Annotated in this window: 18 protein-coding genes; 13 read left to right on the top strand and 5 right to left on the bottom strand. The window is 71.9% G+C overall.

The annotated features are described in order from the left end of the window. Position 1: 1 nt before the first annotated feature. The 3 genes from WMF26_RS00280 to WMF26_RS00270 are packed head-to-tail and all read right to left on the bottom strand — an operon-like array spanning position 2 to position 7,846. Complete coding sequence (locus tag WMF26_RS00280) at positions 2-4,561, bottom strand: PAAR-like domain-containing protein (RefSeq protein WP_437998653.1); 4,560 nt, start codon at positions 4,559-4,561, stop codon at positions 2-4. Next, the gene (locus WMF26_RS00275) at positions 4,548-5,576 is read right to left on the bottom strand and encodes a DUF2169 family type VI secretion system accessory protein (RefSeq protein ID WP_437998652.1); all 1,029 of its coding nucleotides are present in this window, start codon (positions 5,574-5,576) and stop codon (positions 4,548-4,550) included. The genes WMF26_RS00280 and WMF26_RS00275 overlap by 14 nt, the downstream gene beginning before the upstream one ends. A 23-nt stretch (positions 5,577-5,599) precedes the next feature. Beyond that, complete coding sequence (locus tag WMF26_RS00270; protein ID WP_437998651.1) at positions 5,600-7,846, bottom strand: type VI secretion system Vgr family protein; 2,247 nt, start codon at positions 7,844-7,846, stop codon at positions 5,600-5,602. A 461-nt stretch (positions 7,847-8,307) separates the two neighbouring features. Here WMF26_RS00270 and WMF26_RS00265 point away from each other — a divergent pair, with 461 nt between their 5' ends. The 12 genes from WMF26_RS00265 (at position 8,308) to WMF26_RS00210 (ending at position 22,328) form a co-directional block, all read left to right on the top strand. Then, the gene (locus WMF26_RS00265; RefSeq protein ID WP_437998650.1) at positions 8,308-10,569 is read left to right on the top strand and encodes a DUF2169 family type VI secretion system accessory protein; all 2,262 of its coding nucleotides are present in this window, start codon (positions 8,308-8,310) and stop codon (positions 10,567-10,569) included. A 164-nt stretch (positions 10,570-10,733) separates the two neighbouring features. Next, positions 10,734-11,714, top strand: a complete 981-nt coding sequence (locus WMF26_RS00260) for an SDR family oxidoreductase (protein WP_061622094.1) — start codon at positions 10,734-10,736, stop codon at positions 11,712-11,714. Positions 11,715-11,878: 164 nt separating this feature from the next. Continuing rightward, positions 11,879-12,436, top strand: a complete 558-nt coding sequence (locus tag WMF26_RS00255; RefSeq protein ID WP_061622093.1) for a GNAT family N-acetyltransferase — start codon at positions 11,879-11,881, stop codon at positions 12,434-12,436. A 14-nt stretch (positions 12,437-12,450) separates the two neighbouring features. Beyond that, on the top strand, positions 12,451-13,230 hold the full coding sequence (locus WMF26_RS00250; RefSeq protein WP_437998649.1) for a lysophospholipid acyltransferase family protein: 780 nt from the start codon (positions 12,451-12,453) through the stop codon (positions 13,228-13,230). 8 nt (positions 13,231-13,238) lie between these two features. Beyond that, positions 13,239-14,207 carry an agmatinase gene (gene speB, locus WMF26_RS00245; RefSeq protein ID WP_437998648.1) on the top strand — a complete coding sequence of 323 codons (969 nt, stop codon included), beginning with the start codon at positions 13,239-13,241 and terminating at the stop codon, positions 14,205-14,207. A gap of 137 nt (positions 14,208-14,344) precedes the next feature. Next, positions 14,345-15,337 carry a M14 family metallopeptidase gene (locus WMF26_RS00240; RefSeq protein ID WP_437998647.1) on the top strand — a complete coding sequence of 331 codons (993 nt, stop codon included), beginning with the start codon at positions 14,345-14,347 and terminating at the stop codon, positions 15,335-15,337. A gap of 107 nt (positions 15,338-15,444) precedes the next feature. Then, positions 15,445-16,833, top strand: a complete 1,389-nt coding sequence (locus tag WMF26_RS00235) for a serine/threonine-protein kinase (protein ID WP_437998646.1) — start codon at positions 15,445-15,447, stop codon at positions 16,831-16,833. After that, the gene (locus WMF26_RS00230) at positions 16,820-17,833 is read left to right on the top strand and encodes a tetratricopeptide repeat protein (RefSeq protein ID WP_437998645.1); all 1,014 of its coding nucleotides are present in this window, start codon (positions 16,820-16,822) and stop codon (positions 17,831-17,833) included. The genes WMF26_RS00235 and WMF26_RS00230 overlap by 14 nt, the downstream gene beginning before the upstream one ends. Positions 17,834-17,906: 73 nt before the next feature. Further along, positions 17,907-18,725, top strand: a complete 819-nt coding sequence (locus tag WMF26_RS00225) for an SRPBCC family protein (RefSeq protein WP_437998644.1) — start codon at positions 17,907-17,909, stop codon at positions 18,723-18,725. A gap of 4 nt (positions 18,726-18,729) precedes the next feature. Continuing rightward, positions 18,730-19,911, top strand: a complete 1,182-nt coding sequence (locus WMF26_RS00220; RefSeq protein ID WP_437998643.1) for a zinc-dependent alcohol dehydrogenase — start codon at positions 18,730-18,732, stop codon at positions 19,909-19,911. A 229-nt stretch (positions 19,912-20,140) separates the two neighbouring features. Beyond that, positions 20,141-20,848, top strand: coding sequence for a hypothetical protein (locus tag WMF26_RS00215; protein ID WP_437335234.1), 708 nt, complete (start codon positions 20,141-20,143; stop codon positions 20,846-20,848). Between the two features lie 157 nt (positions 20,849-21,005). Next, positions 21,006-22,328 (top strand): alkaline phosphatase PhoX, encoded by a 1,323-nt coding sequence (locus tag WMF26_RS00210; RefSeq protein ID WP_437998642.1) that lies wholly within the window; start codon positions 21,006-21,008, stop codon positions 22,326-22,328. Between the two features lie 49 nt (positions 22,329-22,377). Here WMF26_RS00210 and WMF26_RS00205 read toward each other — a convergent pair whose 3' ends face one another. After that, a complete protein-coding gene (locus tag WMF26_RS00205; protein WP_437998641.1) occupies positions 22,378-25,011 on the bottom strand; it encodes a penicillin-binding protein 1A in 2,634 nt (877 codons plus the stop codon). An 11-nt stretch (positions 25,012-25,022) separates the two neighbouring features. On the opposite strand from WMF26_RS00205, the gene WMF26_RS00200 reads away from it, so the two are divergent. After that, complete coding sequence (locus tag WMF26_RS00200; protein WP_438002501.1) at positions 25,023-25,334, top strand: hypothetical protein; 312 nt, start codon at positions 25,023-25,025, stop codon at positions 25,332-25,334. Positions 25,335-25,452: 118 nt separating this feature from the next. Here WMF26_RS00200 and WMF26_RS00195 read toward each other — a convergent pair whose 3' ends face one another. Further along, a complete protein-coding gene (locus tag WMF26_RS00195) occupies positions 25,453-26,646 on the bottom strand; it encodes a serine/threonine-protein kinase (protein WP_437998640.1) in 1,194 nt (397 codons plus the stop codon). Positions 26,647-26,711 lie beyond the last annotated feature (65 nt).

The raw sequence follows: 26,711 nt of genomic DNA, 5'->3' as shown, positions 1-26,711 counted from the left end.
GCTATTTCCCGCATTTGCCGGAAGACGGCGGGTTGCTCTGCTTCTTCTTGAAGACGTAAGACTGAAGCTTCGTCTTGTCGAGCGGCCCTCCGTCCGTCCTCTTCATTGTGCCGAAGTCGTGCTCGGGCTTGAGGGGAACCGGCCCCTCGACAAGCTCGAGCGCTTCGGAGATCGGCGCCTTTCTCTTCCCTGGCGTGTAGGGGTTCGCGCTTGAATTGACGGTGACGACGAGCTGGCCGCCTGGCTTCAGCACGCGAGCGACCTCGTCAGACACAGGATTGAACCCGTGGGGATTGATGGCGTGCACGCTATCGAAAGCGTCGTTGGCGTAGGGCATGATGTTCGCGTCGACCGAAGTGACGTCCGGATGCCGGGGGTTGAGATCGACGTTCACCGCGTCTCTCATGGGATTGTCGCCGGCACCCAGGTTCAGCTTCGACAGCCCGAGCGGGTCGACCTCCAGCGTGGCCGCGCCGTCGAACGCGTACAGCCGTGCTCCACCACGGATGCCGAGCGGATCGGCGCTGCACCATCGCCCCACTTCCGGATCGAAGTACCGGAATCGCGTATAGCACAACCCTGTCTCCTCGTCCGAATACTGCCCCAGCAGCCTGAACGGGCTCTCCACCGGCACCGCGCGCTGCGCCGCCGGATCCCTGAAGACCTCGACCACCCGCCCCCACGCCGAGTGCGCCGCCGACCAGGCCACCCGCCCGTCCGGATCCACGAGCTCCTTGGGCATCCCGAGGTGATCGTTTACCACCGCGAACACCTGCCCCTGCTCCGCTTGCAAGAGCGGCACGAACGTCCCTGGGTCGTGCACGAACACCCGAGCTCCGCGCGTCCGCTCCAGATCCGCCGCCAGCTCATTCCCGTCCCAGACGAACTCTACCGTACGGTCGGCCACCTCAGCGCCCGTCGGCACGATCTCCTTTCGGACTCGCCGCCCGAACGCGTCGTAGGAGAAACGCACCCGCGTCCCGTCCGGCCGCCGCACCTCGCGCAGCCGATCGCGACAGTCCCACGTGTACTCGGTCGCTGCGCCTTCGGCGCCGCCTGCGCGAGCGCTGAGGTCGAGCTTGACGACGCGCCGCCCCCGCTCGTCATACGTATATTTGGCTTTGCCCGTCTGTCGCAGAAGGTCTCCCGGGGCGATCTCCCATTCCGGCGACCCCGACTGAGCTTCGAGCCCTTCGAGCATCCTCTGCAGCGAGCCCGCCGCGTCGTACGCGAACACCTCGCGCAATGAGCCGCGCTGCGCCTCGAGGAGCTGGTCGATCCGGTCATAGCGGTACGTGGTCACGCCCCATCGACCGTCCTCGATCCGCGCCACGCGCCCGAGCGCGTCGTAGCTCCATTTCCGCTCGACGAGATCCTTGGTGATCTCCGCCCCGGGCGCCGACGCCGATACTCTCTGCTCGATGAGCCGATCCATCGCGTCGTACCGGCTCCGAATCGACACCTGCTCATCCGGACGACCGCGCCAGACCTCCCGTCCGAGCACGTCGCGCTCGATCTCCATCCGATAGCCGTCGTGCTCCACGGCGATCAGAGCATCCAGCGCGTCGTACACATAGCTCGTGGTCGCCCCGTTCGGCAGCACCCGCTTGGTCCGCCGCCCGAGCGCGTCGTACTCGAACCGAAGCGCCTTGTCTCCCTGCCGCTCCGTCACGATCCGCCCGAGCTTGTCTCGTTCGAACATCGTGACGACCTTGCGCTCCCCCTCCTCCACGACCGCGCCGAGCAGCCGCCCGAACGCGTCGCGCAAATACGTCGCTATCCCGTCGGTCGACCGCTCGAAGGCGACGTTGCCGAGCTTGTCGTGATTGAATGCTCGGAAGCTCCCGTCCGGATAGTCGATTCGAGACAGATTGCCGGCCTTCGAATAATCGTACTTCAACACCCTCCCGTCGAATGTTCGCTCCTCGACGACACGACCTGCGAGATCGCGCGCAAACGCATATCTCTCGCCGCGAGGGTTCTCGATCTCCCGGAGCCGCTCTTTTGGCGTATACCGGAACGACCACGTGTGCCCATCGGGCTGCGTGATACGCGTGAGCACGCCCGTGCCGGCATAGTCCATCGTCGTCACATGTCCGAGGGCATCCGTGATACGCGCGAGGTTGCCCTGCGCGTCGTAGGCGTGCCGAGCGATCGTTCCATCCGGACGCTGGATCTCGATCGGCCTGCCCAGCCGGTCGTACGTGAGCCGCGTCACCCTCCCGAGCGTGTCCGTCATCGACACGGGACGCCCAAGCGTGTCGTACTCGAACGTGGTCCGCGCTCCGCGCGCGTCCGTCTCGGCGATCACATTGTGCCGGGCGTCGTATTCATACCGCACGACGGGCCCCTCGGGCCCCTCGATCGAACACAGGCGCCCTCGGTCGTCGTGCGAGAGCTTGTACGTGACCCCCGTCGGATACTGAATCCCGATAAGGTCCCCGCGGGCGTCGTGCGTGTAAAGCGTCTCGAGCCCGTCGGGTCCGGTGCGTTTGACGGGAAGATCGCCCTCGTACGTCCATGCCGTCACGTTGCCCGCCGGATCCACCACCCGCACGACGTTTCCGCGCCCATCGCGCTCGAAGCGCGCGGCGTTCCCCGCGCCGTTGCGCTCCTCGACGACGTGGCCATCCTCATCGTACTCGCGCTCCGCCAAGACGACGCCCGTCGTCGTCTCTTCGCGCGTGACGAGTCCGTCGTCGTCCCACGTATAGATCTTCGGCTCCTCGCTCTCCGCCCTCGTCGTCCGCGTCCGCTCGTCGGCGTACAGCTCCACCTCGTGCAGGCCATCGGGTCCCCACGTCCGCACGCAACGCCCGCTCTCGTCGTCGTAGGTATACTGGAAGCGCGCGCCGTTCTTGAGCCGGGCGGAGATCATCCGATCTGCGCCGTCGTACTCGTACTCCTCGGCGTTCCCGAGCGCGTCGACCACGGCGGCGAGGTTTCGGGCGTTCGAATACCGGTAGCCCACCGATTGCTCGACGCGGCCGTCGACGCGCACGTCGAGCCGCGCGAGCCGGCCGCGGTCCCACGTGAAGAGGACCTCGCGCCCGGCCGTGTCTACCACGCGCGAGAGCAAGCCCTCCTGGTAGTCGAGCGTGATCGCGTTGCCGCTCGCGTCCTCGATCGAGCGGAGCAGCGCCTCGCGCCCCGGGCCGGCGAAGACGCGGGTGACACGGTTCTCTGGGCTGTAGACGCGATAGCTCCCGTCGAGGCCGACGCGGAGCTCGAGCCGCTCGCCGCGGTGAAACGATGCCTCGCCGGCGCCTACCTTGTCGAAGTAGATCCATCGACCTTCGCCGTCGTGCAGGTCGATCGTCTCCTCGCCCTCCTCGATCCACTCCTCGAGGCTGTGGACCCACCCCGGCCCCAGCGCCGCGTCGCGGTCGTCGTGGCGTGAAGAGGCATAGCGACGTTCGAAGACGAGCGGAATGACGCCGGGCAGCGAGAGATCCGTCGCCTCGTCGACGACCTCGCCCGTCGCCACGTCGACGGGATGCCCTTCGCGTTTCCGCTTGCGCGACGGCTGCCCGGACGAGCTCTTGCGTTTCCGGGGGCGCTTCGGGCGCCCTCTCCCGCCCCCCGCTTTGCTTCCCTTGCCGGGGGTCCCCTTGACCACGACCCCGTCTTTGCCCTTCTTCGGCTTCTTCGCACCTCCGCCGGCGGCGTCGTCAGCGCCCTTCTTGCCCGCCTTCTCGGCGCCTTCTTTCCCCGCCTTCTCGGCGCCTTCTTTCCCCGCCTTCTCGGCGCCTTCTTTCCCCGCCTTCTCGGCGCCCTCTTTCCCCGCCTTCTCGGCGCCCTGCTTCCCCAGCTGCTCCGCCCCCTGCTTCCCGAGCTGCTGCGCCGCCTCTTGCGCCCCCTCCTTGCCGACCGCTTCCGCGACGGCCTTGCCCGCCTTTGCGGCCAGCCTCCCCCCCGTGGCCGCCGCGCCCCCGAAGGGGATCATCCCCGCCGCGGAGATGGCCGCGTTCAGATAGTCGCCTTCCGCGAGGTAGATGGCCGCGTTGAGCCCGTCGGCGATCTCCCCGAGGCCCGGGATGAAGCCGACGATATCGAGCCCGGTGTGGACCCAGTCCGAGGCCTTCTCCCACCAGCTCTTCTCGGCCTCCTCGCGCATCTTGTTGAGATCCACGAGCGGCCCTGCATAAGGCGCCAACCCGTGGGCCATGAACACTGCCTTGCCGAACGTGTTCTCCGGCCCGTCCGGGCCCGCACAGTTCATCGCGTACAGCGATGTGTGATAGGTGACGTTGGCCCCTCCCGCGTGGACGGTCGTGCTGTGCGTGACCGGCCGGCAGTACCCCAGGTTCACGCCGCTCTTGACGCCGCCGCCCGTCCCCGGCTCGTCGCCCTGGACGGTGGTGATCCGGCTCGCCATCGTCGCGGTGTCGAACGTCCCGAGCCTCACCGTGGTCGCCTCGTCCACGCCGGCGGCCAGGCAGGCGCGGATCTGATACGGCACCGGCTTCATCTCGTCGCCGATGGGCGTCTTGCAGACATCCGGCTCGGTGCAGACGACCCACGCGTTCCCCGTCTTGCAAAGCGCTTCATTCTCGGCCACGAGTCGTCCCTCCCGGCGCCGCCATGCATGCCTCGAGCGCCTGGATCGGGCGCCTCTTGCTGTACGCACCGCGCCATGTCATGAACAGGCGCCCTTCCGGCACGTCGATCATCAGCGTGTCGAGGAGCATCGGCACCACCGCGCGCGAGCCCGTCTCGAGCAACGCCAGCAACCCGAGCTCGTAGCCCGGGAGCCGGAGTTCGAGCGCCCCGTCCGGGTGCAGGTTCTCGAGGACGATCTCCTCGTTGCCGCGGAGATAACCCGGATAGACGAGATCCGGATGAGCGCTGTTGTAGAACCGGTAATCGAAATCGAGCGGCGCGTGCGGCCAGCGCTCCGCCTGCCACGCCTCGTCGTAGGTCCCGGCGTACCCGCGCCGCGGCAGCCAGACGCCCGGGATCGGGCCGAGCCCCTCCGGCTTGTGGATCCGGCCGAGCTCGGTGACGGGGTCATCGGGCGACTCGATCTGCGGCGCCTCGAACGTGACGTCGCTCGGCGCCTTCCCCTCGGGGAGATAGCCCTTGCCGACGGGATTCTGCTCGAAGGCGTGGCGGGCCCCCCACGCGTCCTGGAAGGTCCCGCCGAACGCGTGCTCGTACCGGATAGGCACCTCGCGACAAGGCTCGGGGTCGGTGAGGCGGTAGTCGCCGCCCTCGCGCACCCAGCGCCGCGGCCCCGTCACGCGGAGCGTCTTGTCCACCTTGCCGACGCGCGCGCGGACGAACCACGCCGGCGCGGGCCAGCCCCCCGGCGCGTGCGCCGTCGCGTTGATGTGGATGTCGCTCCGCTGCTTGAACGGCGCGAGATCGCCCTCCATGCGCAGGCTCGACGAGCCCGCGTCCCCGTGGAACACGTCCCCTCCGGACACCTCGGGCTGCTCCGGATCGAGCTGCGCGACGCCTCCAGGGACGATGCGGAACGCCCCGCGCAGCACGAAGACGCCGAACTCGCGCCCCTGCGGATCGACGCTGTCGAAGAGGAAAGGCCAGAAACGAGTGTAGTTCCGTACGATCATGGCAGCGCCCGTCCAGCGGCGGATCAGTTGAGGTCGATGTACTCGCCGTCGATGTCCACCACCCCCGACGCCGCGATCAGGACCGTATCCCCGTTGACCTCCACCGCCGCGGCGTCCACGGTCGCGCGCTGGCCCGCCTTGACCTCCACGACGGCGCCCGCCGTGGTCGTGATCGTCACGCCCGCCGCGTTCGTGATCGTCACGCCCGCCGACGTCTGGATCGTCGAGCCGGCGGTGATCTGGATGTTCGCGCCCGCGCTCATGCTGATGTTCGCGCCCGCGCTGATCGACACGCTCCCCTCGGCCGTCAGGCTCACGTCCGGCCCTTTCATCGTGAGCGTGGACCGCCCCGTCGTCTGCGAGATGAACTGATCCGTCATCACCGTCCCGGTGGGCGGGATCTTCGGCGGCGGCTCGGCGGGTTGCTCGATCGTGACCGTATGCTTCTTACCCACGAGCGTCGAGTCCTGGACGCCGATCGCCGCGGCCCGATCCTTCCCGACCGTGATCGTCTGATTGTTCCCAACCGCGATCGTCTGGTCGTTCCCCACCGTGATCGCCTCGTCGTGCCCGACCGTACGCGTCCGATCGACGCCCGTCGTCTCCGTCTCGTTGTTCTTGACGAGCTTGTTCAGGTCCTTCTGCGCCTGGACATTGACGAGCTCCCTCCCCGCCGCGTCCTCGAACATGATCTCGTTGTAGCCGCCCGTCCCGCCCGTGGAGTTGCTCCTCCACCCGCTCTGCGTCTTGTTGTCAGGCAGCTTGTACGGCACCTTCTGCAGGTTCGTGTACACCCGTCCCACGATGACCGGCCGGTCCGGGTCCCCGCTCAGGAAGTCCACCAGGACCTCCTGCCCGACGCGCGGCAAGGTCACCCCGCCGTACCCGGCGCCTCCCCACGACTGGCTCACGTGGATCCAGCACGAGCTGCTGTCGTCCATCTGGCTCTCGCGGTCCCAGTGGAAATGCACCCGGACCCGCCCGAACTCGTCCGTGTGGATCTCCTCCCCGGGCGGCCCCACCACGGTCGCGCTCTCGACCCCGTTCACCTTCGGCTTCGGCGTCACGAGCTCCGGCCGGAAGGGGATGTCCGTCCCCCGCGCCTTGCACCGATGCGACCACTCGCCGTGATGGGTCCCGCTCATCGACGACTCGACGACGAGCAGCGTCCGGCTCTCGGCGAGCGCCTCGTGCGGATGCCCCGCGATGCTCACCACGCTCCCTGGCGCGAGGTCATGGGCGTTCGTCTCGAAGGTGCAGACCTTGGCGCTGCCGCGCTTCGCGTCGAGCCGCCGCTGCGCCAGGCTCGCCGCCTCCTTCTCGTCGGTGCGCGCCTTGCCCTTGTCGTCGGCGCTCGGCGTCGCGTCGCCCTGATCCGTGCCGAAGAGGAACGCGCCCGGCGTGTACTGGTAGCGCTCGAGCTTCGCCTCGAGCCCCTGCCCGCCCGACGCGCTGCCCACCAGCTTGTAGGCCGGCGGCCGGCGATAGTCGTGGTCCCGCAGGGTGTATTTCCCCGGCCGCACGCGCTTGCCCATCCGGACGTCGGTCACGAACGAGATGCCGTGGCTGCGTACGAGGCTCGCGTCGTCCAGGAACATCAGCGGAGCCCCGCGCTTCACGTTCGCGTGCGGCGCGTCCGACAGGACGAGCTTCGTCTCGTCCCCGATCTGCTCGAACGCGTACGCGATGCCCGCGTCCTCGAGCATCCGGCTCACGAAGGCGAAGTCCGACTCCGCGTATTGCACGCGGTATTTCCGCTTCTTGTAGGCGCCGCCGTCGATCCGCACCTCGGGCTCGATGCCCCACTCCTTGAGCACCTTGAGCGCGATGTCCGGCTCGGAGGTGTGCTGGAACATGCGGTAGTTCTTCCGCTGCGTGAGGAGCCACATCGTCGGCACGACGGTGAGCTGGTAGGTCGAGAGCCCGCCCGGCTCGACCCGCACCTGCTCGAGGTGGTTGCAGAGGCCCGACCAGGACCTGTCGTGCGCGCCCGCGCGCAGCGTGAAGCGCGCCGGCTGGCCCACGACGGCGTCGAAGTCGACGCTGGCGTTGTCCGAGACCGCGACCAGGTTGACCTCGAACAGGGACGAGAGCCGCTCTTGTACGGAGAAGTTGCGCACGTCGAGCGCGTCGCCCGAAGCGACCTCGACCTCGAGGTTCTTCCCGCCGATGCGGCTCGCGGCGGCGCCGGCCGCCTTGCCGACGCCCTTGGCCGAACCACCAGCGGTCGCCTGCGAGGGATCCTCACCATGGCTTTTTACGAACGTCATCCTCGCGCCCTCCTGCGCTCCGGCCCGCTCCGTCTGCTCGCGAGCGTCCAAGGCTCCTGTCGAACCAGGCAAGTCGAATCATGGCTGGGAATACGCCGGGGAGCGTCTCACGAGATCTGGTGTACTGTCCAGGGCCTGCTGTGCAGGCGAACGTCGCTGGATGGCCGTGCGCGGTCCGTTCGGCGTAGAGGGTCGGCGTCGAGGGTCGTTGGACGCGAGGCGATGCCAGGGTGTGCGCATTGCGCCGCTCCGTGGACGATGGCGGGGCGGAAGCAACACATCATCGAATCTGTAAAATTACACCATTGCACGCACAATGCTCGGCCGTGGCAGCGAGAATGGCGCCCTGCGGCCACGATGCCACACCCCTCGCGTCCCCTCCGGGGGACGACGCACGAGGAGGCGACGTGTAGAATTTCAAGTCTTAACGTTGCGGGTCGATCCTCGTACGCTCGCGTCCGATGGACGTGGTGTCGCTGTGCCCGCTGCCGGCGTCGGGGTTCGTCTGGCAGTCGCAGGACGGGAGAGCTGCGCAGACCGTCGTCGTGAAAGCGACGTTCGCGCTCGTGCCTGGGAGGTCGTATCTCGCGGCGGAGCAGCAAGCGCCGAACGAGGAGGACAAGCACTGGAACGACGATCCGGCGCGCAGCGTCGTCGCGCCGAGCGACAGGGTCCCCTACAAACCGCGCGCCGACGTGATGCTCGTCGGGCACGCGTACGCTCCGGGCAAGCGTCCCATGCGATCGATGATGGTCCGCGTGGCGGTGGGAGACATCGACAAGTCGATCGAGGTGTGGTGCGACCGGGCCTTCCGGGTGCGAGACGGCCAGCTCCTCGAAGGACAGGGCTTCACCAAGATGCCTCTCTGCTGGGAGCGCGCGGCCGGGGGCCCCGACACGAGCAACCCGGTCGGCGTGCGGTTCGACGCGCCCCCGGACATGTATGGCAGGGTCACGGTCCCGAACCTCCAGCCGCCCGGGATGCATGTGGTCAATCCCTCGGACACGTTCGCGCCGGTGTGCTTCGCCCCGATCGGGCGGAGCTGGCCAGGGCGAACATCGTGGCTCGGACACCTGGCCGGGAAGTTCCCGCAGCCCGGATGGGAGGAGCGGCCGCTGCCGGAGGGGCTCGATCCCGTGTACTTCCTGGCGGCGCCCCTGGACCAGCAGGTGGAGCAGATCCGACCCAACGAGCACATCATCCTCGAGAACCTGAGCCCCGATCACGCCCGCCTGGTGACGAACCTGCCGGGCGTCCGGCCGAGGGCGGTCGCGCACCGGGCCACGGGGGAGCACGAGGAGGTGGCGCTCGTCGCGGACACGCTGTGGATCGACGCCGATCGTGGGCTGTGCACGGTGGTCTGGCGGGGAAGGATCGGGCTCAGGCATCCGAGCGAGGCGGGGCGCATCGCGGTGACGCTCGAGGGCGACGCCGGCGGCCGCGTCTCCAGCGACGAGGCGAAGCCGTCCCCGCCGGAGGCCAGGGATGCGGCGGAGAAGCGCGGGGTGGAAGAGGACGCGGAGGGGACGCTCCAGCTGGGGGACAAGGTCAGCGCGGCGGTGGCGCCGGTGATGCCGTTCCAGGGCGGGGGCGAGCCGCGGCAGGCGCCCGCGCCGCCGACGTCGAGGCCGGGGGACGCCGCGTTGCCGTTCCGGCCGGGTGGTCGCCCGCCGCACACCGCCGAGCCGGCGCCGCCGCCTGCGCCGCTCGCCGTGAGCCCGCCGCCCCCGCCGCTCGTGGTGCTGCCGCCGCCGGCGGAGCCGATCGCCGGGCCTGCGACGGCGGGGCCGTGGAGCCGGCTGGAGGCGGGCGGGAGGCCTTCCATCGGTCAGTCCGTCGTGGAATCCATGGTGGGCTCGAGCCCTGCGCCGAGGAGCCCCGCGTCGCCGCCGGCGGAGCCGACCCCGGCGGCGGCCGCGCCCGCGCCCACGCCGAGGCGCGGCGGGCGTGAGATCGTCGATCTGCTCTGGTTCAGCCCCGCGGCGATGCCGAGGATCCGGAAGCACCCGGCGTGGAAGGAGATCCTCGCGGACGTGAAGCCGCGGCCCGACGACGAGGAGCTCGACGACGACATGCCGCCGGGCAAGCGGCCGTCGGCGAAGGATCGCCGGGACGTGCTGGCGATCCTCGCGCGCGGGCAGCCGATGCGGGTGGAGGACCTGGAGCAGGCGATGATGGAGGCCGTGGGCGAGGACGGGGCGTTCGTGCCGCCGCTCGTGCTGGTCGCCGGGGAGCTGGAGCTCCCGTTCGATGAGGTGGAGACGCTGAAGGCGCTGGTGGCCGCGGCGAGCCCGCTCGTGATGGCGGACAAGAAGCTGAAGGAAACGGTGGAGGCGATCCACGACGTCTTCAAGATGCCCTGGGTGCAGGGGGCGACGAGCGTGGTGGAGGGGCTGACGGGGCAGCTGCGCGAGGCGCTGGGTCAGAATCGCGTGGTCCCGGCGAGGACGATCGAGGCGCACGCGGAGAGGGCGCTGCTCGAGCACAGGCATTTCCAGAAAAGGCTGGTGATGGGGCAGATGAGATTGCGGGCGCTGCTCTCTTCCACCGGAGGTCACGTGAAGGTGCCTGTGTACTGGCCTGAGGCGGTGGGGAAGGAATTGCCGGGTCTCCAAAGAATGCAAGTGAGGATGATCGCCGCGCTCGGAATGCGCACCGAGCACCAGGAGAGCGCTGGCGTCGCGCTGCGGGCTTGCTCGGTCGCGCGGCGCGGAGCTCTTTGAGCCGCGCGCGTGGGCGGACCGGCGCGGCGCGCGTCCCGTTGCGGCGTTCCCGGCGCCGCGCGCCGCGCGCCGGCCCCGGAATCCCTGGACGCGCCCCGGGCCAGGGTGGCCCGCGGGTTGCTCCCCTCCCGGTGCGGGACAGACCGCGCGGGAGGGGTTCAGTCATGCGGAAGTGCGTGCGCGATTCGGTGGTCGTCATCACCGGGGCTTCGTCGGGGATCGGCAGGGCGGCGGCGCTCGCGTTCGCGCGGCGCGGCGCGCGGGTGGTCGTCGCCGCGCGGAACGCGTCGGCCCTCGAGGAGGTCGCCGCCGAGTGCGCCAGCGCCGGGGCGCGGGCGCTCGCCGTGCCGACGGACGTGCGGGACGAGTGCGCCGTCAGGGCCCTCGCCCGCGCCGCGGTCGAGGTGTTCGGCAGGATCGACGTCTGGGTGAACAACGCCGCGGTGTTCCTCTACGCGCGCGCCGACGAGGCGCCCTACGAGACCTACCGCCAGGTCATCGAGACGAACCTGCTCGGCTACGTGCACGGGGCGCGGGCCGCGCTGCCCTATTTCCGCGCGCAAGGCGCCGGCGTGCTCGTCAACAACGTCTCCGCGCTCGGCAAGTTCGGCGGGCCCACGATGAGCGCCTACGTGAGCGCCAAATTCGGGGTCCTCGGCCTCGCGTCCTGCCTGAGGCAGGAGCTCGTCAACACCCCGGACATCCACGTCTGCTCCCTCTTGCCCGCGGCGGTCGACACCCCGATCTACCAGCACGCCGGCAACTACACCGGCCGCGCCGTCCAGCCGATCCAGCCGGTCCTCGACCCCGAGCGGGTCGCGGCCGCGATGGTCTCCCTCGCCGAGCGGCCGCGGCGCGAGGTGCACGTCGGCGTCGGCGGCCGCGTCACCGCCGCGGCGTACACCGCCTTCCCGGGCCTCACCGAGCGCGTGCTGGCGGCGTACATCACGAGCGCGACCTTCCTGGATCGCGCCGCGCCGCACACCGACGGCAACATCTTCTCGCCCATGAAGCGCTGGACCGGCGTGACCGGCGGGTGGCGCGCGGCCTCGCGCCTCGCCGCGCTCCTCGACACGGCGAGGGCCGCCGCCCGGCTCGCGCTCGAGATCCCGTCCGCGGCGCTCGAGCGCCTCAAGCCACGGTGAGCTCGCCGATCTGGCACCCTCCGTACGCGATCTCCCATCGGTCCTGACGCGCCGTCGTCCCCGGGGTGCCTCCCAACCTCGGGGATTCTGTGACGCGTTCTCCACCGTCGGCCGGCATGCTGCGCGCCGACCAATCATTCAATGAGAATCAAGGAGGCGCAACGATGAGCCGTTATGTGGCGCGCACGCTCCGAAGCGATGACTTTTCGACGCTGATGGACCTCGAGGCGGCGCTCTTCGGAAGCGCGGGCGAGGGCGAGCTCGGGCGGTATTACATCCGTCTTTGCTGCGATTTCTTCAAGGACTCTTGCTTCATGGTCGAGGCCGCGGGCAAGCCCGCGGGCTACCTGCTCTCCTTCGCGCGCGGCAAGGAGGTCTATTGCACGACCCTCGCCGTCCTGCCCGAGTACCAGGGCTCCCGCGCCACGCACACGCTGCTCCGGGCGTTCGTCGGGTCGATCCTCGGCTGGGCGGAGTCGTGCTGGTTCACCGTCGAGGAGGACAACCACGCCGCGCGGGCGCTCCACGCCATGCTCGGCGCCAAGGAGATCGAGGTCCGCCCCGACTTCTACGGCACCGGACACCCGCGCATCATCTCGCGCATCGATCGCGACGCGTTCATGGCGCTCCGGGCCCGCTTCGAGCGGGTCGGGCTCGTCGATCGCGCCGCCGAGGCGAGGGAGCCGCGCGCGGCGGACGGCGGCATCGCCGCGGTGGCCTGAGGCGGACGGACCTCATGACGACCACCGCTCCGCTGGACGCCGCCCGCCGCCCCGGGGCGGCGGGCGACTGGCCGTGGACCGAGGCGCTCTCCGTCGTCAGCCGGGTCTCCGGCGTGATGGGGCTCGCGCTCGACACCGTGTTCCGGACCAGCCTCTTGCCCGAGCTGCCCGCCTCGCGCGACCGCGAGCGGGCGCGCCTCCTGCACGCGATCGCCGGGGAGCTCTGCGCGATGCACGCCCTGCGCGTCCGCGTGACCGGCGCGCTCCCCGCGCCGCCGTTCGTGCTCGTGGCCAACCACGTCAGCTACCTCGACCCGATCGCCCTCGCCTCGCTCACCCCCTGCACCGCCATCGCCAAGCAGGAGATCGGCGGCTGGCCGATCGTCGGCGAGCGCGCGCGCGATCTCGGCGTGCTGCTCGTCGACCGGCGGCGCCCGGCGAGCGGGGCGCGCGTGCTCCGGTCGGCGCTCCGCGCCCTCTGCCACGGCGTCCCGGTGCTGAATTTCCCGGAGGGCTCCACGACGCGCGGCGAGGAGGTCCTCCCCTTCCGCAAAGGCATCTTCGGCCTCGCCCGGATCGCGGGCGTCCCCATCGTGCCTGCGGCGATCACCTACGATGCCCCGGAGCTCTGCTGGGCGGGCGACGACACCTTCGTCCCCCATTATCTCCGCTTCTCCAGCCGCCGCGAGGCGAGCGCTCACATCACCTTCGGCCCCCCGCTCGGCGATCACGGCGGCGCGGCCGATCTCGCGGAGCGCGCCCGCGCCGTGATCCTGGACCTCTTGAGCCTTTAGGAGATCTCATGTCGCAACAACGAGCCGCCGCGTACCTGCGGCACGGGCAGACTCCCTTCTTCCGCCTCCCGACCGCGAGCTTCCAGGAAGCCGGCGCGTCGGCCTACGCCGGCGCCGACGCCGTGCTCCTCGGCGTCCCGTGGGACGGGAGCGTCACCTACCGCCCGGGCGCCCGGTTCGCGCCCTACGAGCTGCGCCGCGTGAGCGCCCTCGTGCAGTCCTATCACCCCGGCCACGGCGTCGACGTGTTCCGCGCGCTCCGCGTGCTCGACGGCGGCAACGTGCCGTTTCCCCCGTTCCACGCCGAGTCCGTGCGCGAGCTGGTCCAGGCCTCGGTCGACGAGGTGCTCGCCGCCGGCGCGGTGCCGTTCGTCGTCGGCGGCGACCACTCCATCGCGCTCCCGGTGCTCCGCGCGCTCGCGCGACGGCGCGGCCCCGTCACGGTCGTCCACGTGGACGCCCACCTCGACACGAGCACGGCGGAGGTGTGGGGCGAGCCGTTCCACCACGGCACGCCGTTCCGCAACGCCATCGACGAGGGGCTGATCGGCCGGGGCGCGCTCCACCAGATCGGCATCCGCGCGACCTGGGGCCACCCGGAGGAGGGCGCCTTCGCGGCGCACGCCGGGGCGACCCTGTACGGCATGGACCGGATCGACCGGGACGGCGCCTCCACGATCGCGGCCGCCATCCGCGCCGCCGCCGGCGACGCGCCCGTCTACATCTCGTTCGACATCGACGGCATCGACCCCGCCTACGCCCCGGGCACCGGCACGCCCGTGCCCGGCGGGCTCACCTCGCGCGACGCGATCCAGCTGCTCCGCGGCCTCGCGGGGATCAACCTCGTCGGCATGGATCTCGTCGAGGTGTGCCCCGCGCTCGACCACGCCGACATCACCCTGCACCTCGGCGCGCACCTCCTGTTCGAGGGCCTCGCCCTGCTCGCGACGAGGAAGGTCAACCGGCCGCTCGGGTGACGCACACCTGATCTCGGCGAGCGCGGACGCGGAAGCGGACGCAAAGACGACGAGAGAAATGCCGCCCCGCCGCGCCGCGCGGCGCCTCAATCCGCTGGCGCCCATCGCCATTCCGGTGTCACATAAGAGACACTGGGATGACACGCTCGCCCGATCTTTCCGGTCGTTACGCCGATCTCCCGCAGCTCGACGCCGCCTGGGCGCGCCTCGCGCGCGCGCACGGCGGACGTGAAATGACGGTGGGGACGTCCACCCAGGGACGACCGTTACGGCGGGTTGACTTCGGCAACCCGCTGGGCCCGACGTTCCTGCTGACGTCGCTCATGCACGGGGTCGAGGTGATCGGCGGGCTCGCGCTGCTCGACGCGGTCCGGTCGCTCCTCTCGGGCGGCCGGGGCAGCATTGCCGCGCACGCGCGGCTGGTCGTGATGCCGGTGGTCAACCCCGACGCGTTCGCCGACAACCTGGAGCGCCTCCGCGGCGAGAGATGGGCGTCGCAGCGGTGCAATGCCCGCGGCGTGGATCTGAACCGGAATTTCGCGCCGCTGTCCGCGTCGCGGCCGCTGCACCCGTTCGCGGGGTCGCGGCTCCGGTGGTCGCCGCATTACACCGGGCCGCACGCGTTCTCGGAGCCCGAGTCGCGCGCGCTGCGCGACGTCGCGCTGGAGACGCGGCCCGCGCTCGCGCTCGGCTTTCACAGCTGCGGCAACCTCCTGCTCTACCCCTGGGCGCACACCGGCGCGCCCAACCCGCGCGCCTCGCTGTACCGCGCGCTCGGCGACGCCTTCTGCCGCGCGCTGCCGCGCGAGCCGTACGAGATCCGGCAGGCGGCGCACTGGTACCCCACGGTCGGCGACATGGACGACTGGCTCGACGCCAACCTGGGGACGCTCGCCTTCACCGTGGAGGTCAGCCGCCCCGCGCGCTCGTTCCGCGATTTCCGCCGGCTGCTCAATCCGTTCTGGTGGCTCAACCCGCTCGAGGCCGACGCGGCGATCGAGAACGTCGTCCCCGGCGTGGGCGCGCTCCTCGGCGACGCGCTCGACCGCGGCGTGGGTCGGGCGGCCCCGCACGCGCCGCCGCGCCTCGAGGAGCCGCCGGCGGAGCTGTTCGCCGACGCCGCCGAGTGATGCGCCCGCGCGCGCGGCCGCCACCCGGCTGACCGCCGCCCACACCGGCCGGACGCCGGCGGACAAAAAGTGCCAGTCTTGCACGCGGCATCCACTATCCTTCGCGTGTGGACGCTGACTCGCCCCGCCTGCCGACGACCGTCAGGGTCAGCCTTAGCGCGGCGGAGCGCGCGGTCGGCGCGGACGAGTCCGACATCTGGCAGCACGAGGCCGACGAGATCGTCGACGGCAAGTACCGGCTGGTCCGGCCGCTCGGGCGCGGGGGCATGGCCGAGGTCTGGCTCGCGGTCCACGTCACGCTCAAGACCGAGCTCGCCATCAAGTTCCTCAGCGTCTCGCTGACCGGCGACCCCACGCGGAGCCGGACCGTCCTGGAGCGGTTCCGGTTCGAGGCCCAGATCTCGGCCCGCCTGGGCGCGCGCACGCGGCACATCGTCGCCGTCCACGACGCGGGCGTGCACGACGACATCCCGTATCTCGTGATGGAGTACATCCGGGGTCGGACGCTGTTCGCCGAGGTGCGCGAGAAGGGGCCGATCGAGCCGCGGCGCTTCGCGGACATGCTCGATCAGATCGCGGACGCGCTCACCGTCGCGCACGACATGGGCATCGTGCACCGCGACCTGAAGCCCTCCAACGTGATGATCCTCGACGATCCCGGCGCGGAGCTCACGGTGAAGGTCGCCGATTTCGGCATCGCCAAGGCGCTGCACGGCGATCTCGGCCTCGATCGGCCGCGCGAGACGGAGGCCGACGTCATGCTGGGCTCGCCGAACTACATGAGCCCGGAGCAGCTCTCCTCGCCGCTCGCGGTCGACGCGCGGGCCGACGTGTGGGCGCTCGGCGTCCTCGCCTATGAGGTGCTGACCGACTGGCCGCCGTTCCAGGGCAACACCATCGCCGAGCTCATCGTGGCGGTCAGCACCCGCGATTTCGAGCCGGCCACCGAGGTCCGGCGGTCGCTCCCCCGGGGGCTCGACGGCTGGTTCTCCCGCGCCCTCGCGAAGGAGCCGGCGCGCCGGTTCACCTCGATCCGCGAGATGGTCCGGGCCTACCGCGACGCGCTCGCGGCGCCGCCGCCCGCGCCCGCGAAGGCCTCGCCGGCGCGGCGGCCGGCGGCGCTCGTCGCCGTGGCGGTCGCCTCCCTGGGCACGCTCGCGGGCGCCACCGCGCTCGCGTGGCGCCTGCTCGGCGGCCCGCGCGCCGAGCCGGAGGCGGCGCGGCACCTGTCCCCCGGCGTGCGCGGCGCGCTCCAGGAGCTCGCGCTGCGCCCGCCGCCGCCCCCGCCGCCCGCCGCGACGGCGCCGCCGATCGCCGTCGCCCCGGCGGGCGAGCCCGCTCCCTCCGCCGCGGCGACCGCGTCCGCGCGGCCGCGCGGGGTCCAGCCGCGTCCTGGGGCGGAAGGCGGCGCTCCCCGCGCCACGGCCACCGCCAAGCCCGCGCCGCCCACCGTTCCCCGGCGCCGCAAGGAGATCGACAAGAGTGAGATCCTTTGAGCGACAGCTCATCACGCTGTGCGGCGCCGCCTTGCTCGCGGCCGCGCCGGCGCCGGCCCTCGCCATCGGCGCCGAGGAGGACGCGAAGACGCTGTTCGCGCGCGGGCGCGAGCTGCGGAGCGCCGGCCAGTGCGAGCAGGCGGTCATCGCCTTCCGGAGCGCGCTGGAGATCTACCCGGAGGGGCTCGGCGCGCTGCGGAACATCGCCGAGTGCGAGGAGGAGATGGGCCGCTACGCCTCGGCGCGGCGCGACTGGTGGGATCTCCGGCGCGCCGCGCTCCAGTCGAACGAAGCGAAGTACGCCGGGTGGAGCGAGGACGCCGAGCTCCGGTACCGGGCGCTCGGCAACAAGGTCGGGACGCTGACCGTCCGCCTGCACGGCGCCGAGGGGCGGTCGCCGGTGCAGGTGGTGCTGGACGGCAAGCCGCTCGATCCGAGGCTCCTCGGCGTCGCGCTCGAGCGCGATCTCGGCGCGCACACGGTCGAGCTCTTCTACGGCGGCGCCGCGCCGATCCTGGAGCGCGTCGAGCTCACGCCGGGCGCGAGCCGGGACGTGACGCTCACCGTGCCCGCGCCGCTCCCGGCGCGCGACGCGCGCCCCCCGGACGCCGCGCCCGCGCCGCCGTCGTCCAGCGGCGTCCGCACGGGCGGCTACATCGCGCTCGGCGTGGGCGGCGCGGGCGCGATCGCGACCGCGGTGGCGCTCGCCGTGCGCGCCAGCGCGCTGTCCAAGGTCGAGGACGGGTGCTCCCCAGCCGGCGGCGGGGGCTACGTGTGCCCGCGATCGCTGCAGGGGGACTACGACACGGGGAAGACCGCCACGACGCTCGCGGGCGTCTTCGCCGGCGTCGGGCTGGTCGGCATCGGCGCCGGCGTCACGCTGCTCCTGCTGAGCCCCTCCGAGGCCGCCTCGCCGGCGCCTGGCAAGCCTCCCGTGGCGGAGCTCTCCCTCACGCCGTCGCCGGTCGGCCTCGGCTCCCGCCTCCTCGTGCGCTTCTGATCGGGTCAGGCGCGCGCCTTGCCTGATCTCGCCGCGAACCCGGGCTGCGGCCCAGGTTGCGAGGAGGGGTGTCATGACGATGCTCGAACCGATCTCCGAGGTGCCGCCGCTGGTCGAGCGCGACCAGCCCGGGGCGGGCAGAACAGCGGGCAGGGCGGAGCGCCTGGTCTCCACGATCGGCGGCAGCGCCCTCGTGGCGTACGGGCTCGCCCGCCGCAGCGTGCCCGGCCTGGTCCTCGCGCTCGCGGGCGGGGCGCTGATCCAGCACGGCGTCTCGGGCCGCCGCGGCGCCGCGGGCGCGCCCGACGATCGCGCTCCACCCCGCGCGCGGCTCCTGCGCGCCGGCCAGCGCGTCGGCCGCCTGTTCGGCGCGCTGGCCCCGGCGGCCACGCGCGTCGCGCGCGCCGTGACCGTCGCGAAGCCCGCGGACGAGCTCTACAGATTCTGGCGCAATTTCGGGAACTTACCGCGCTTCATGGAGCACCTCGCCGAGGTCGAGGTCATCGACGATCGCCGCTCGCGGTGGGCGGCGAGGGCGCCCGGCGGCGGCTCGGTGTCGTGGCGGGCCGAGATCGTCGAGGACCGGGAGAACGAGCTCATCGCGTGGCGCTCCTGCGAGCCGGCGGACATCGAGAACGCGGGCTCGGTCCGGTTCGTCCCGGCGCCGGGCGGCCGCGGCACCGAGGTCCGCGTGACGCTCGACTACAAGGCGCCGGCCGGCGCGCTCGGCCGGGCGATCGCGAAGGTCTTCGGCGAGGAGCCGGATCAGCAGCTCAGGGACGACCTCCGCCACTTCAAGCAGCTGATGGAGGCCGGGGAGATACCGACGATCGACGGACAGCCCAGCGGCCGGAGATCGGCCGTGCTGGGCGGGGCCGTGCTGGGGAGGTGAGGCCATGCGCGCGCTCTGCTGGAACGGGGTGAACGATCTCCGCGTCGAGACGGTGCCGGATCCGCGGATCCTCGCCCCGCACGACGCCATCCTCCGCGTGCGGATGTCGTCCGTATGCGGCTCGGATCTGCACCTCATCGATGGCTATGTGCCCACGATGAAGAAGGGGGACATCCTCGGGCACGAGTTCGTCGGCGAGGTCGTCGAGGTCGGCCCGGACGTGAGCAAGCTGAAGAAGGGCGACCGCGTCGTCGTCTGCTCGATCGTCGGCTGCGGGCATTGCTTTTATTGCGAGCACGCGCTCTGGTCGCTCTGCGACAACTCGAACCCGAGCCACGCCGTGCTCGACGAGGCCTTTGGCGACACGACCGCCGCCATCTTCGGCTATAGCCACGCCTTTGGCGGCATCGCCGGCAGCCATGCCGAGTACGTGCGCGTCCCGTTCGCCGATCAGGGCGCCTTCCAGGTCCCCGAGGCGGTCCCGGACGACCGCGCGGTGTTCGCGGCCGACGCCTTGCCGACGGGCTACATGGCCGCGGACATGTGCGGTATCCGCCCCGGCGACGTGATCGCGGTGTGGGGGGCCGGCGGCGTGGGACAGATGGCGATCCTCAGCGCGTACCTGCTCGGCGCGGAGCGGGTCATCGCCATCGACCGGCTCCCCGAGCGCCTCCGGCTGGCCAGCGAGCGCGGCCGCGCCGAGGTGCTCAATTACGAGGAGGTGGACGTCCGCGAGGCGCTCCGCGACATGACGGGGGGCCGCGGCCCCGACGCGTGCATCGACGCGGTCGGCATGGAGGCGCACGGGCGAGGCCTCGAGTACGCCTACGACCGCGCCAAGCAGGCGATGCGGCTCGAGACCGATCGCCCGATCGCGCTGCGCCAGGCGATCATGGCGTGCCGCAAGGGCGGCACGGTGTCGATCGTCGGCGTCTACGGCGGGCACATCGACAAGTTCCCGATGGGCGCTGCGATGAACAAGGGCCTGGTCTTCCGGATGGGGCAGCAGCACGGCCAGCGCTACATCCCGCGCCTGCTCGAGCACCTCGAGCGCGGCGAGATCGATCCCTCGTTCCTCGTGACGCACCCGATGAGCCTCGAGGAGGGGCCGCGCGGATACCAGCTCTTCAAGAAGAAGCAGGATGGCTGCGTGCGCGCCGTCTTCACGCCGGCGGCGAGCGCCTGAGTCGGCGCCGCCGTCGCGCGGCGACGGCGCGATCGGCGCCGCGACGGTGGACCTGCGGGCCGGCGAGCGCGGCCTCTGCGCGGCGCCGGCCGAGCGCATCTGTGCAGGGGCGGCCGGGAACGGATCTCGCTCGTAGCGACGGAAGGAGCGCGCGGCGCTGAGCTTGTCTTTCCGCCCCAGGGCGCTACCCCTTGATGAGGCGGGGGCGCGCGCAGACGGCGAGGTCGAGATGAGCTCACGACGAAACAAGATCCTTGGTTCGGTGGCAGGGAGCGGCGCGGTCGCCGTCCGCGGGGCGGCCGAGGCGCTGTTCTCGGCGGCGGGCAAGGGGCTGCTCGACGAGGGCGCGCGGGAGGGCCTGCGGCGCGCGATGGTCGAGAACACCACGGCGGTCGTGGACGCGTTCGCGCCGGGGCTCTCGGTGGGGGCGCAGGCGACGGCGAAGATCATCGTGGATCACGGCGGGAAGCAGGCGGGGGCGCTCGTCGCTCAGGCGGCGGCGCGGCAGGCGGGCCAGGCGGCGCTCACCGACGGCGCGTCGGCCGCGGTGGCCAAGACGCTGACCCGCGAGGTGATGAAGACCGCGGGCCGGGAGATCCTGAAGGGCGCCGGCAAGGCGGCCGGGATCGGGTTCGTCATCGACGGCGCCTTCGGTGCGTACGAGGGGGTCACGGCCTTCCAGCGCGGCGAGATGACGAGGCAGGAGGCGATGGTGCACGCGGCCCAGGAGGCCTCGACGGGCGCGGTGGCGACCGGCGCCGGCGTGCTGCTCGCGGCGGGCCTCGTCGCGGTCACCGGCGGCGCTGCGGCGCCGCTCGTCTTCGCGGTGGGCGCCGGCGGCGCGATCGGCGCGAAGCAGGTCCTGCGGCGGCTCGTGGGCCGCGTTTCCTCGAAGATCCTGGTCCGCCCCGTTCCCGACGGAAGCCAAGCGGGGTGACGCCGCGCCGCGGCATGCGTGCCGGCGAGCTTGTCGCGGCCTCGAGGCGTCCACCCGCGCGGATCGGCATGGTTTCCGTGCATCGGCCGAGCGGCGGCCTCGCGGCGCTCGCCGCCGACGGCTTTCGAGCGGTGGCCGATCGACATAGATCATCGTCATGAAGCGACGCGTCCCGAGGCGATCGTTCCTGCGCGTCGGCGGGGCTGCGGCCGCGGCGCTGGCCCTGCCGTTCTCCCTGATCTTCGCGCGGAGGCCGAGGACGAAGAACGCGGCCGGCCGGTTCGGGCCGCTCCTCCCCGATCCCGCGGGCATCCTCGATCTCCCTGCTGGCTTCGCCTACCGGATCCTCGAGCGCGCCGGCGGCGACATGGACGACGGCTACCGGGTGCCCGGCCGGCCGGACGGGATGGGGTGCTTTCCTGGGCCGGACAACACGTGGATCTTGCTCAGGAATCATGAGAACGGGCCCGCCGACCGGAAGATCGGGCCTTACCGGGCCGGGCAGAGCGCGCCGGCGGAGGCGTACGACGCGGCGAGCATGGGCGGCGTCACGAGGCTCGTGCTCGACGCGGCGACGCTCGAGCGCCGCTCGAGCAACCTCGTGCTCGCCGGAACGAACCGGAACTGCGCCGGCGGCGCGAGCCCCTGGGGCTGGCTCACGTGCGAGGAGAACGTCGACCCCCGCCACGGCTACGTCTTCATGTGCGCGGCGAACGCATCGAGGGTGGCGCCGCCGCAGCGCCTCGCCGGATACGGCCGCTTCTTCCACGAAGCGGCGGTCGTCGATCCCGCCACGAACATCGCTTACCTGACCGAGGATCGGGCGGACGGCTGCTTCTACCGCTTCAAGCCTGCGGATCCTGCTGCGCCGTTCGAGGGCAAGCTGCAGGCGCTCGCCGTCGTCGGCGCCCGCAAGGCCGACACCTCGGGCTGGGCGCTGCGGGAGCCGCGCGAGATCGCGTGGGTCGACATCGACGATCCCGATCCGCGGGACGACACGGTCCGGAAGCAGGCGCAGGCCAAGGGGGCCGCGCTGTTCCGGCGCGGGGAGGGCGTCTGCCTCGCGCAGGGCGTGGTGTACGTCTCCGCGACGATCGGCGGCCCGGCCGGCGCCGGGCAGATCTTCCGGCTGGCCCCTGCCGGGGACGGCGGCGCGCTCGAGGTCCTCGCCCACGCGACGAGCACGGACGAGCTGGACGCGCCCGACAACATCACCGTCGCCCCCTGGGGCGAGCTCTTCATGGCGGAGGACGGCAGCCGGGGGAACTACCTGCGAGGCGTGACGAGGGACGGGCAGATCTTCGACTTCGCGCGCAACGCGCGGAGCCCGGGCGAGCTCGCCGGCGTGTGCTTCTCGCCCGACGGCAAGGCGCTCTTCGTGAACATGCAGGAAGACGGCCTCACGCTGGCCGTCACGGGCCCGTTCCCCGAGATCGCCGCGGGCGCCGGCAGCCCGACCCGGGCGGGGGCGCCGGGGTAGAGCGCCGGGGAGAGCGCCAGGTAGAGCGCCGACCGGCCCGAGCGGCCGCTCAGAACGGCGGCGGCGCCGTCTCGCCGGTCGGCAGCGGACCCGGCTCCGGCGCGTGCTCCGACTCGGCCGGCGCCGTCCCCGGCGCTGCCGTCCCCGGCTCCGCCGGCCGCGGGCCCTCGCCCGACGCCGGCACGACCCCTTGCAGCTCCTCCGGCGCTCCGCCGTCGGCCGCCTCCGCGCCCGCGTCCGCCTCGGGGACCGGCGCCTCCTCGGCCGGCTCCGTTCCGGCGACGAACACCTCCTCGACGGCGTCTTCCTGCCCCTCGCGCGCGAGGAGGCCCGTCTGCGGATCGATCTTCACGCGCACCACGCCGCTCGGCACCGGGAAGTCGGCCACCGGGCGCTTCGCGTGCGCCTGCTTCATGAAATCCACGAACGCCGGCAGCGCCGCCGTGGCGCCCGCCTCGCCCTTGCCGAGCGGCGCCGCGTCGTCGTAGCCGGTCCACACCGCGCAGGCGATGTCGGTCGAGTAGCCGACGAACCACGTGTCCTTCGACTGGTTCGTCGTCCCCGTCTTGCCCGCGATCGGCCGCCCGAGCGAGCGCGCCTGCTTGGCGGTCCCGGTCTGCACGACGGACGTCAGCAGGCTCGTGAGCACGTACGCCTCCGGCTCCTCCATCACGCGGCGCGCCGGGGGGCGCGGCGGCAGCGGGATCTCCGCCCCGCCCGGCCCGACGATCTTCGTGATCAGGACCGGCGGCTCGTAGACGCCGCCCGCGGCGATGCTCGCGTACGCGGCCGCCATCTCGCGCGGCGTGACCTCGTAGGCGCCGAGCGCGAGCGACAGGTCCGCGCCGAGCTTCGACTGGACGCCGAGCGCGCCGGCGAAGGCGACCACGTTCGAGGGGCCGACGCGCGACATCGCCGACACCGCGGCCACGTTCACGCTGTGCGCCAGCGCCTCGCGCAGCCGCGCGGGCGACTGCCCCTCGCTCTCGTCGTGGTTCTGCGGCTTGTACCCCGCGACGGCCTGCGGGTTCGTCTCGAGGATCGTCGACGGCGTCAGCGTGCGCGCGTGGATCCCGTAGCCGTAGACGAACGCCTTGAAGGTCGACCCCGGCTGCCGCCGCGCGAACGTCGCGCGGTCGAGCCCGCCGCGCACCGCCTCGTAGCCGCCGACCAGGGCGACGATCTCGCGCGTCCGCACGTCGATCGCGACGAGCGCGCCCTCGGGTCCGAGCTCGAGCCGCAGCGGCACCGGGGCCGCGGGCTTCGCCGGGCTGCCTGCGGGCGCGGCGCGCCTCGCCTCTGCGTCGGCGGCGTCCTCGTCCTCGTCCTGCCCCGTCGCGGCCGCCTCGACGACCGGCTCCGGCGCGGGGCCGATCAGGCTGACGCGCACCACCTTGTCGACGTCGGCGAACTTGCTCGGCGCGAGCCCGTTCGGGTTGTACCGCTGCGCGCCGCGGAGCGCGACCGTGCCGTCCAGCGTGCCCACGCGCACCGAGAGCGTGCCTCGGGCGTCGTCGGCGCCGGTCACGACCCCCCGGAAGACCTTGTGGCCGGCCGGCGTCCCCTCGAAGGGCGGCGGCTCCTTCTTGGTCCGCGCGAGCGGGCCGAACAGCTTGTGCCGCTTCGCGTAGGCGTCGAGGTTCTTGCGGACGGCCGCGCGCGCCGCCGCCTGCAGCGCCGGATCGATCGTGGTCGTGATCGTGTATCCGCCCTGCTGCGCGGCGGGCCCGACGACCTCGCGCAGCACGCGCTGCGCCTCGCTGACGACCTCGGGCGCGAGCTCGGCGAGCGACTCGGTCTCGATGGCGAGCACCACCGGCTCCCGCTTCGCCTGCTCGACCTGGACCTCGTCCGCGAAGCCCTTCCTGTGCATCTGGTCGAGCACGAAGTCGCGCCGCGCCACGGCGCGCTCGAGGTTCGCGCGGGGCGAGTACACCGACGGCCCCTTCACGACGGCGACGAGCAGCGCCGCCTCGGCGAGCGTCACGTCGCGCACGCTCTTGCCGAAGTAGTAGCGGCTCGCCTCCTCGACCCCGTAGCGGCCGTGGCCGAAGTAGATCTTGTTGAGGTAGAGCTCCAGGATCTCGTCCTTCGTGAGCTCCTGCTCGATCCTGCGGGCCAGGATGATCTCGCGCGCCTTGCGCTTGTAGGTCCGGTCCGGCGTGAGCAGGACGTTCTTCACGACCTGCTGCGTGATCGTGCTCGCCCCCTGCCTGGTCTGGGTCGAGCGGAGGTTCACCGCGAGGGCGCGGAGCATGCCGAGGTAGTTCAGCCCCGCGTGCTCGTAGAAGCCCGCGTCCTCGGCGGCGAGCGTGGCGAGCTTCACCTGGTTCGGGATCTCGCCGATGCGCACGACGGTGCGCCGCTCGGTGAAGAGCTCGCCGAGGCGCGTCCCGTCGCGCGCGAGGATGCGCGTCACCTGCGGGGGCCGGTAATCCTTGAGCTCGCGGGTCGAGGGGAGATCCGCCTCGTAGTGCCGGACGACGAGCACGACGCTCGCGGCGGCGAGGACGAGCAGCGCCGCGAGCGCGATCCCGATGCGCTTCGCCCAGGTGGCGATCCTGGCGCCCCGGTCCTGTCCGGCCGCGTCGTCCGGCGGCGCCGGCGGCGGGCCCTCGAGGCGCGGCGCGCTCGCCGTGCGCGCCGCCGAGCTGATCCGCTGCGGCGGTTCGCTCCCTCGCACCGGCGCGCTGGATCTCCGCGCGGGCGGCTCCGAAGCCTGCCGCGGCGGCTCCGACGCACGCCACTGCGGCTCCGACACCTGCTGCGGCGGCTCCGACGCACGCCACTGCGGCTCCGACACCTGCCGCGGCGGCTCCGACACCTGCCGCGGCGGCCCCGACGCACGCCACTGCGGCTCCGACACCTGCCGCGGCGGCTCCGACACCTGCCGCGGCGGCTCCGACGCACGCCGCGGCGGCTCCGACGCATGCCGCGGCGGATCGGCCCTCCTGGCCGGATCGTTGTCGTTTCCCCCTGGGTTCCCTGATTGCTCCGAGGCCATGACGTCGTCCCCGTGAACGCTGGCGCATGCGATCCGCATCCAGAGCGCCCGGCGCGCCGGAGCGGCGACGCTAGCACGCCCGCGGTGGCACGCCTCGTTTCAGGGCGCGGCCGCGGGGGCTCAGCCCTGGAACAGCCGCATCGCCACGATGGTGATCAGGATGCCGGCGATCAGGCACCCCGCTGCGATGCCGACGAGGAGCAGCGGCTTGGCCTCCGCCTTGGCCGGCGCCTTGGCGAGCGGCGCGGGCGCGGGCGCCGGCCTCACGGCGGGCGCCGGCGGCTGCTGGACCATCTTCACCGTCTTCGCCGGCGACTTGAACGGCGACGACGCGGGCGACTTGCTCGCCTGGAGCGCGGCGGCGTGCTGTTTCGCCGCCTGCTCGAGCACCGCGTTGGCGCTCTTCGGCATCATCGCCGTGTAGCCCTTGCCCGCGCCGCCCGCGAACGGCTTGAGCGCGTCGGCGAACTCCGCGGCCGACTCGAACCGATCCTCGGGCCGCTTCTCGAGCGCCTTGGCGAGCACCACCCCGAGCCCCGGCGGGAACTGCTTGCCGGGCACGCGCTCGTCGAGCGGGATCGGGTTCCGGGTCACGTGGTGCTGGATGTACTCCATGGGCGTCCGCGCCTCGAACGGCAGCTTGCCCGTGAGCACCTCGTACAGGATGGTCGCGAGCGAGTAGATGTCGCTGCGCGCGTCGAGCACCTTGCCCTGCGCCTGCTCGGGCGACATGAACTCCGGCGTCCCGAAGACCATGCCCTCCTGCGTGAGCATCACCGACCCCGGCCGGAGCTCGCGCTCCGTCACCTTCGCGAGGCCGAAGTCGAGCACCTTCGGGTAGTCCTTCAGCCCGCCGTTGGTCGACAGGAAGATGTTCTCGGGCTTGAGATCGCGGTGGACGATCCCCTGGATGTGCGCCTCCTGCAGGGCGCCGCAGACCTGGATCAGGATCGGGATCGCGCGCTCGACGGGCAGCGGCCCTTCCTTGCGGACCACCTGGTTCAGGTTCTTGCCCTCCAGGTACTCCATCACGATGTACAGCGAGCCGTCCTCGAGCTCGCCGTAGAGCAGCACCTTCACCGTGTTCGGGTGGGTGAGGTGGCTCATCGCCCGCGCCTCGCGGCGGAAGCGAGAGACGAGATCCTTTCGGTTCGCGAGCTTGGGGTGGAGGATCTTCACCGCCACCATCCGGTTCATCGCCGGCTGGGCGGCCTTGTAGACCGACCCCATGCCGCCGGAGCCGATCTTCTGAAGAATCTGGAACTGCCCCCCGAGCAGATCTCGACCGATGTTCGGGTCCGGACCGGCGGCCATGCGTGGAGCCGGAAAATACCACGCAACCCACCCGTATCGTCTATGACCGAAGCAGCGGACGCATC

Origin of the sequence: Sorangium sp. So ce185 (assembly GCF_051526825.1) — a bacterium.
GTDB classification, from domain to species: domain Bacteria; phylum Myxococcota_A; class Polyangia; order Polyangiales; family Polyangiaceae; genus Sorangium; species Sorangium cellulosum_D.
The sequence above is the reverse complement of the archived record's forward strand: the minus strand, read 5'-3'. Positions and strand labels throughout refer to the sequence as shown.

Bases quoted from the DNA above. Each gene is read 5' to 3' on its own strand.
- WMF26_RS00250 (WP_437998649.1), top strand. From the start codon at position 12,451: ATGACGACCACCGCTCCGCTGGACGCCGCCCGCCGCCCCGGGGCGGCG.
- WMF26_RS00275 (WP_437998652.1), bottom strand. From the start codon at position 5,576: ATGATCGTACGGAACTACACTCGTTTCTGGCCTTTCCTCTTCGACAGC.
- WMF26_RS00255 (WP_061622093.1), top strand. From the start codon at position 11,879: ATGAGCCGTTATGTGGCGCGCACGCTCCGAAGCGATGACTTTTCGACG.
- WMF26_RS00220 (WP_437998643.1), top strand. From the start codon at position 18,730: ATGCGCGCGCTCTGCTGGAACGGGGTGAACGATCTCCGCGTCGAGACG.
- WMF26_RS00240 (WP_437998647.1), top strand. From the start codon at position 14,345: ATGACACGCTCGCCCGATCTTTCCGGTCGTTACGCCGATCTCCCGCAG.
- WMF26_RS00195 (WP_437998640.1), bottom strand. From the start codon at position 26,646: ATGGCCGCCGGTCCGGACCCGAACATCGGTCGAGATCTGCTCGGGGGG.
- WMF26_RS00260 (WP_061622094.1), top strand. From the start codon at position 10,734: ATGCGGAAGTGCGTGCGCGATTCGGTGGTCGTCATCACCGGGGCTTCG.
- speB (WP_437998648.1), top strand. From the start codon at position 13,239: ATGTCGCAACAACGAGCCGCCGCGTACCTGCGGCACGGGCAGACTCCC.
- WMF26_RS00215 (WP_437335234.1), top strand. From the start codon at position 20,141: ATGAGCTCACGACGAAACAAGATCCTTGGTTCGGTGGCAGGGAGCGGC.
- WMF26_RS00270 (WP_437998651.1), bottom strand. From the start codon at position 7,846: ATGACGTTCGTAAAAAGCCATGGTGAGGATCCCTCGCAGGCGACCGCT.
- WMF26_RS00210 (WP_437998642.1), top strand. From the start codon at position 21,006: ATGAAGCGACGCGTCCCGAGGCGATCGTTCCTGCGCGTCGGCGGGGCT.
- WMF26_RS00225 (WP_437998644.1), top strand. From the start codon at position 17,907: ATGACGATGCTCGAACCGATCTCCGAGGTGCCGCCGCTGGTCGAGCGC.
- WMF26_RS00265 (WP_437998650.1), top strand. From the start codon at position 8,308: ATGGACGTGGTGTCGCTGTGCCCGCTGCCGGCGTCGGGGTTCGTCTGG.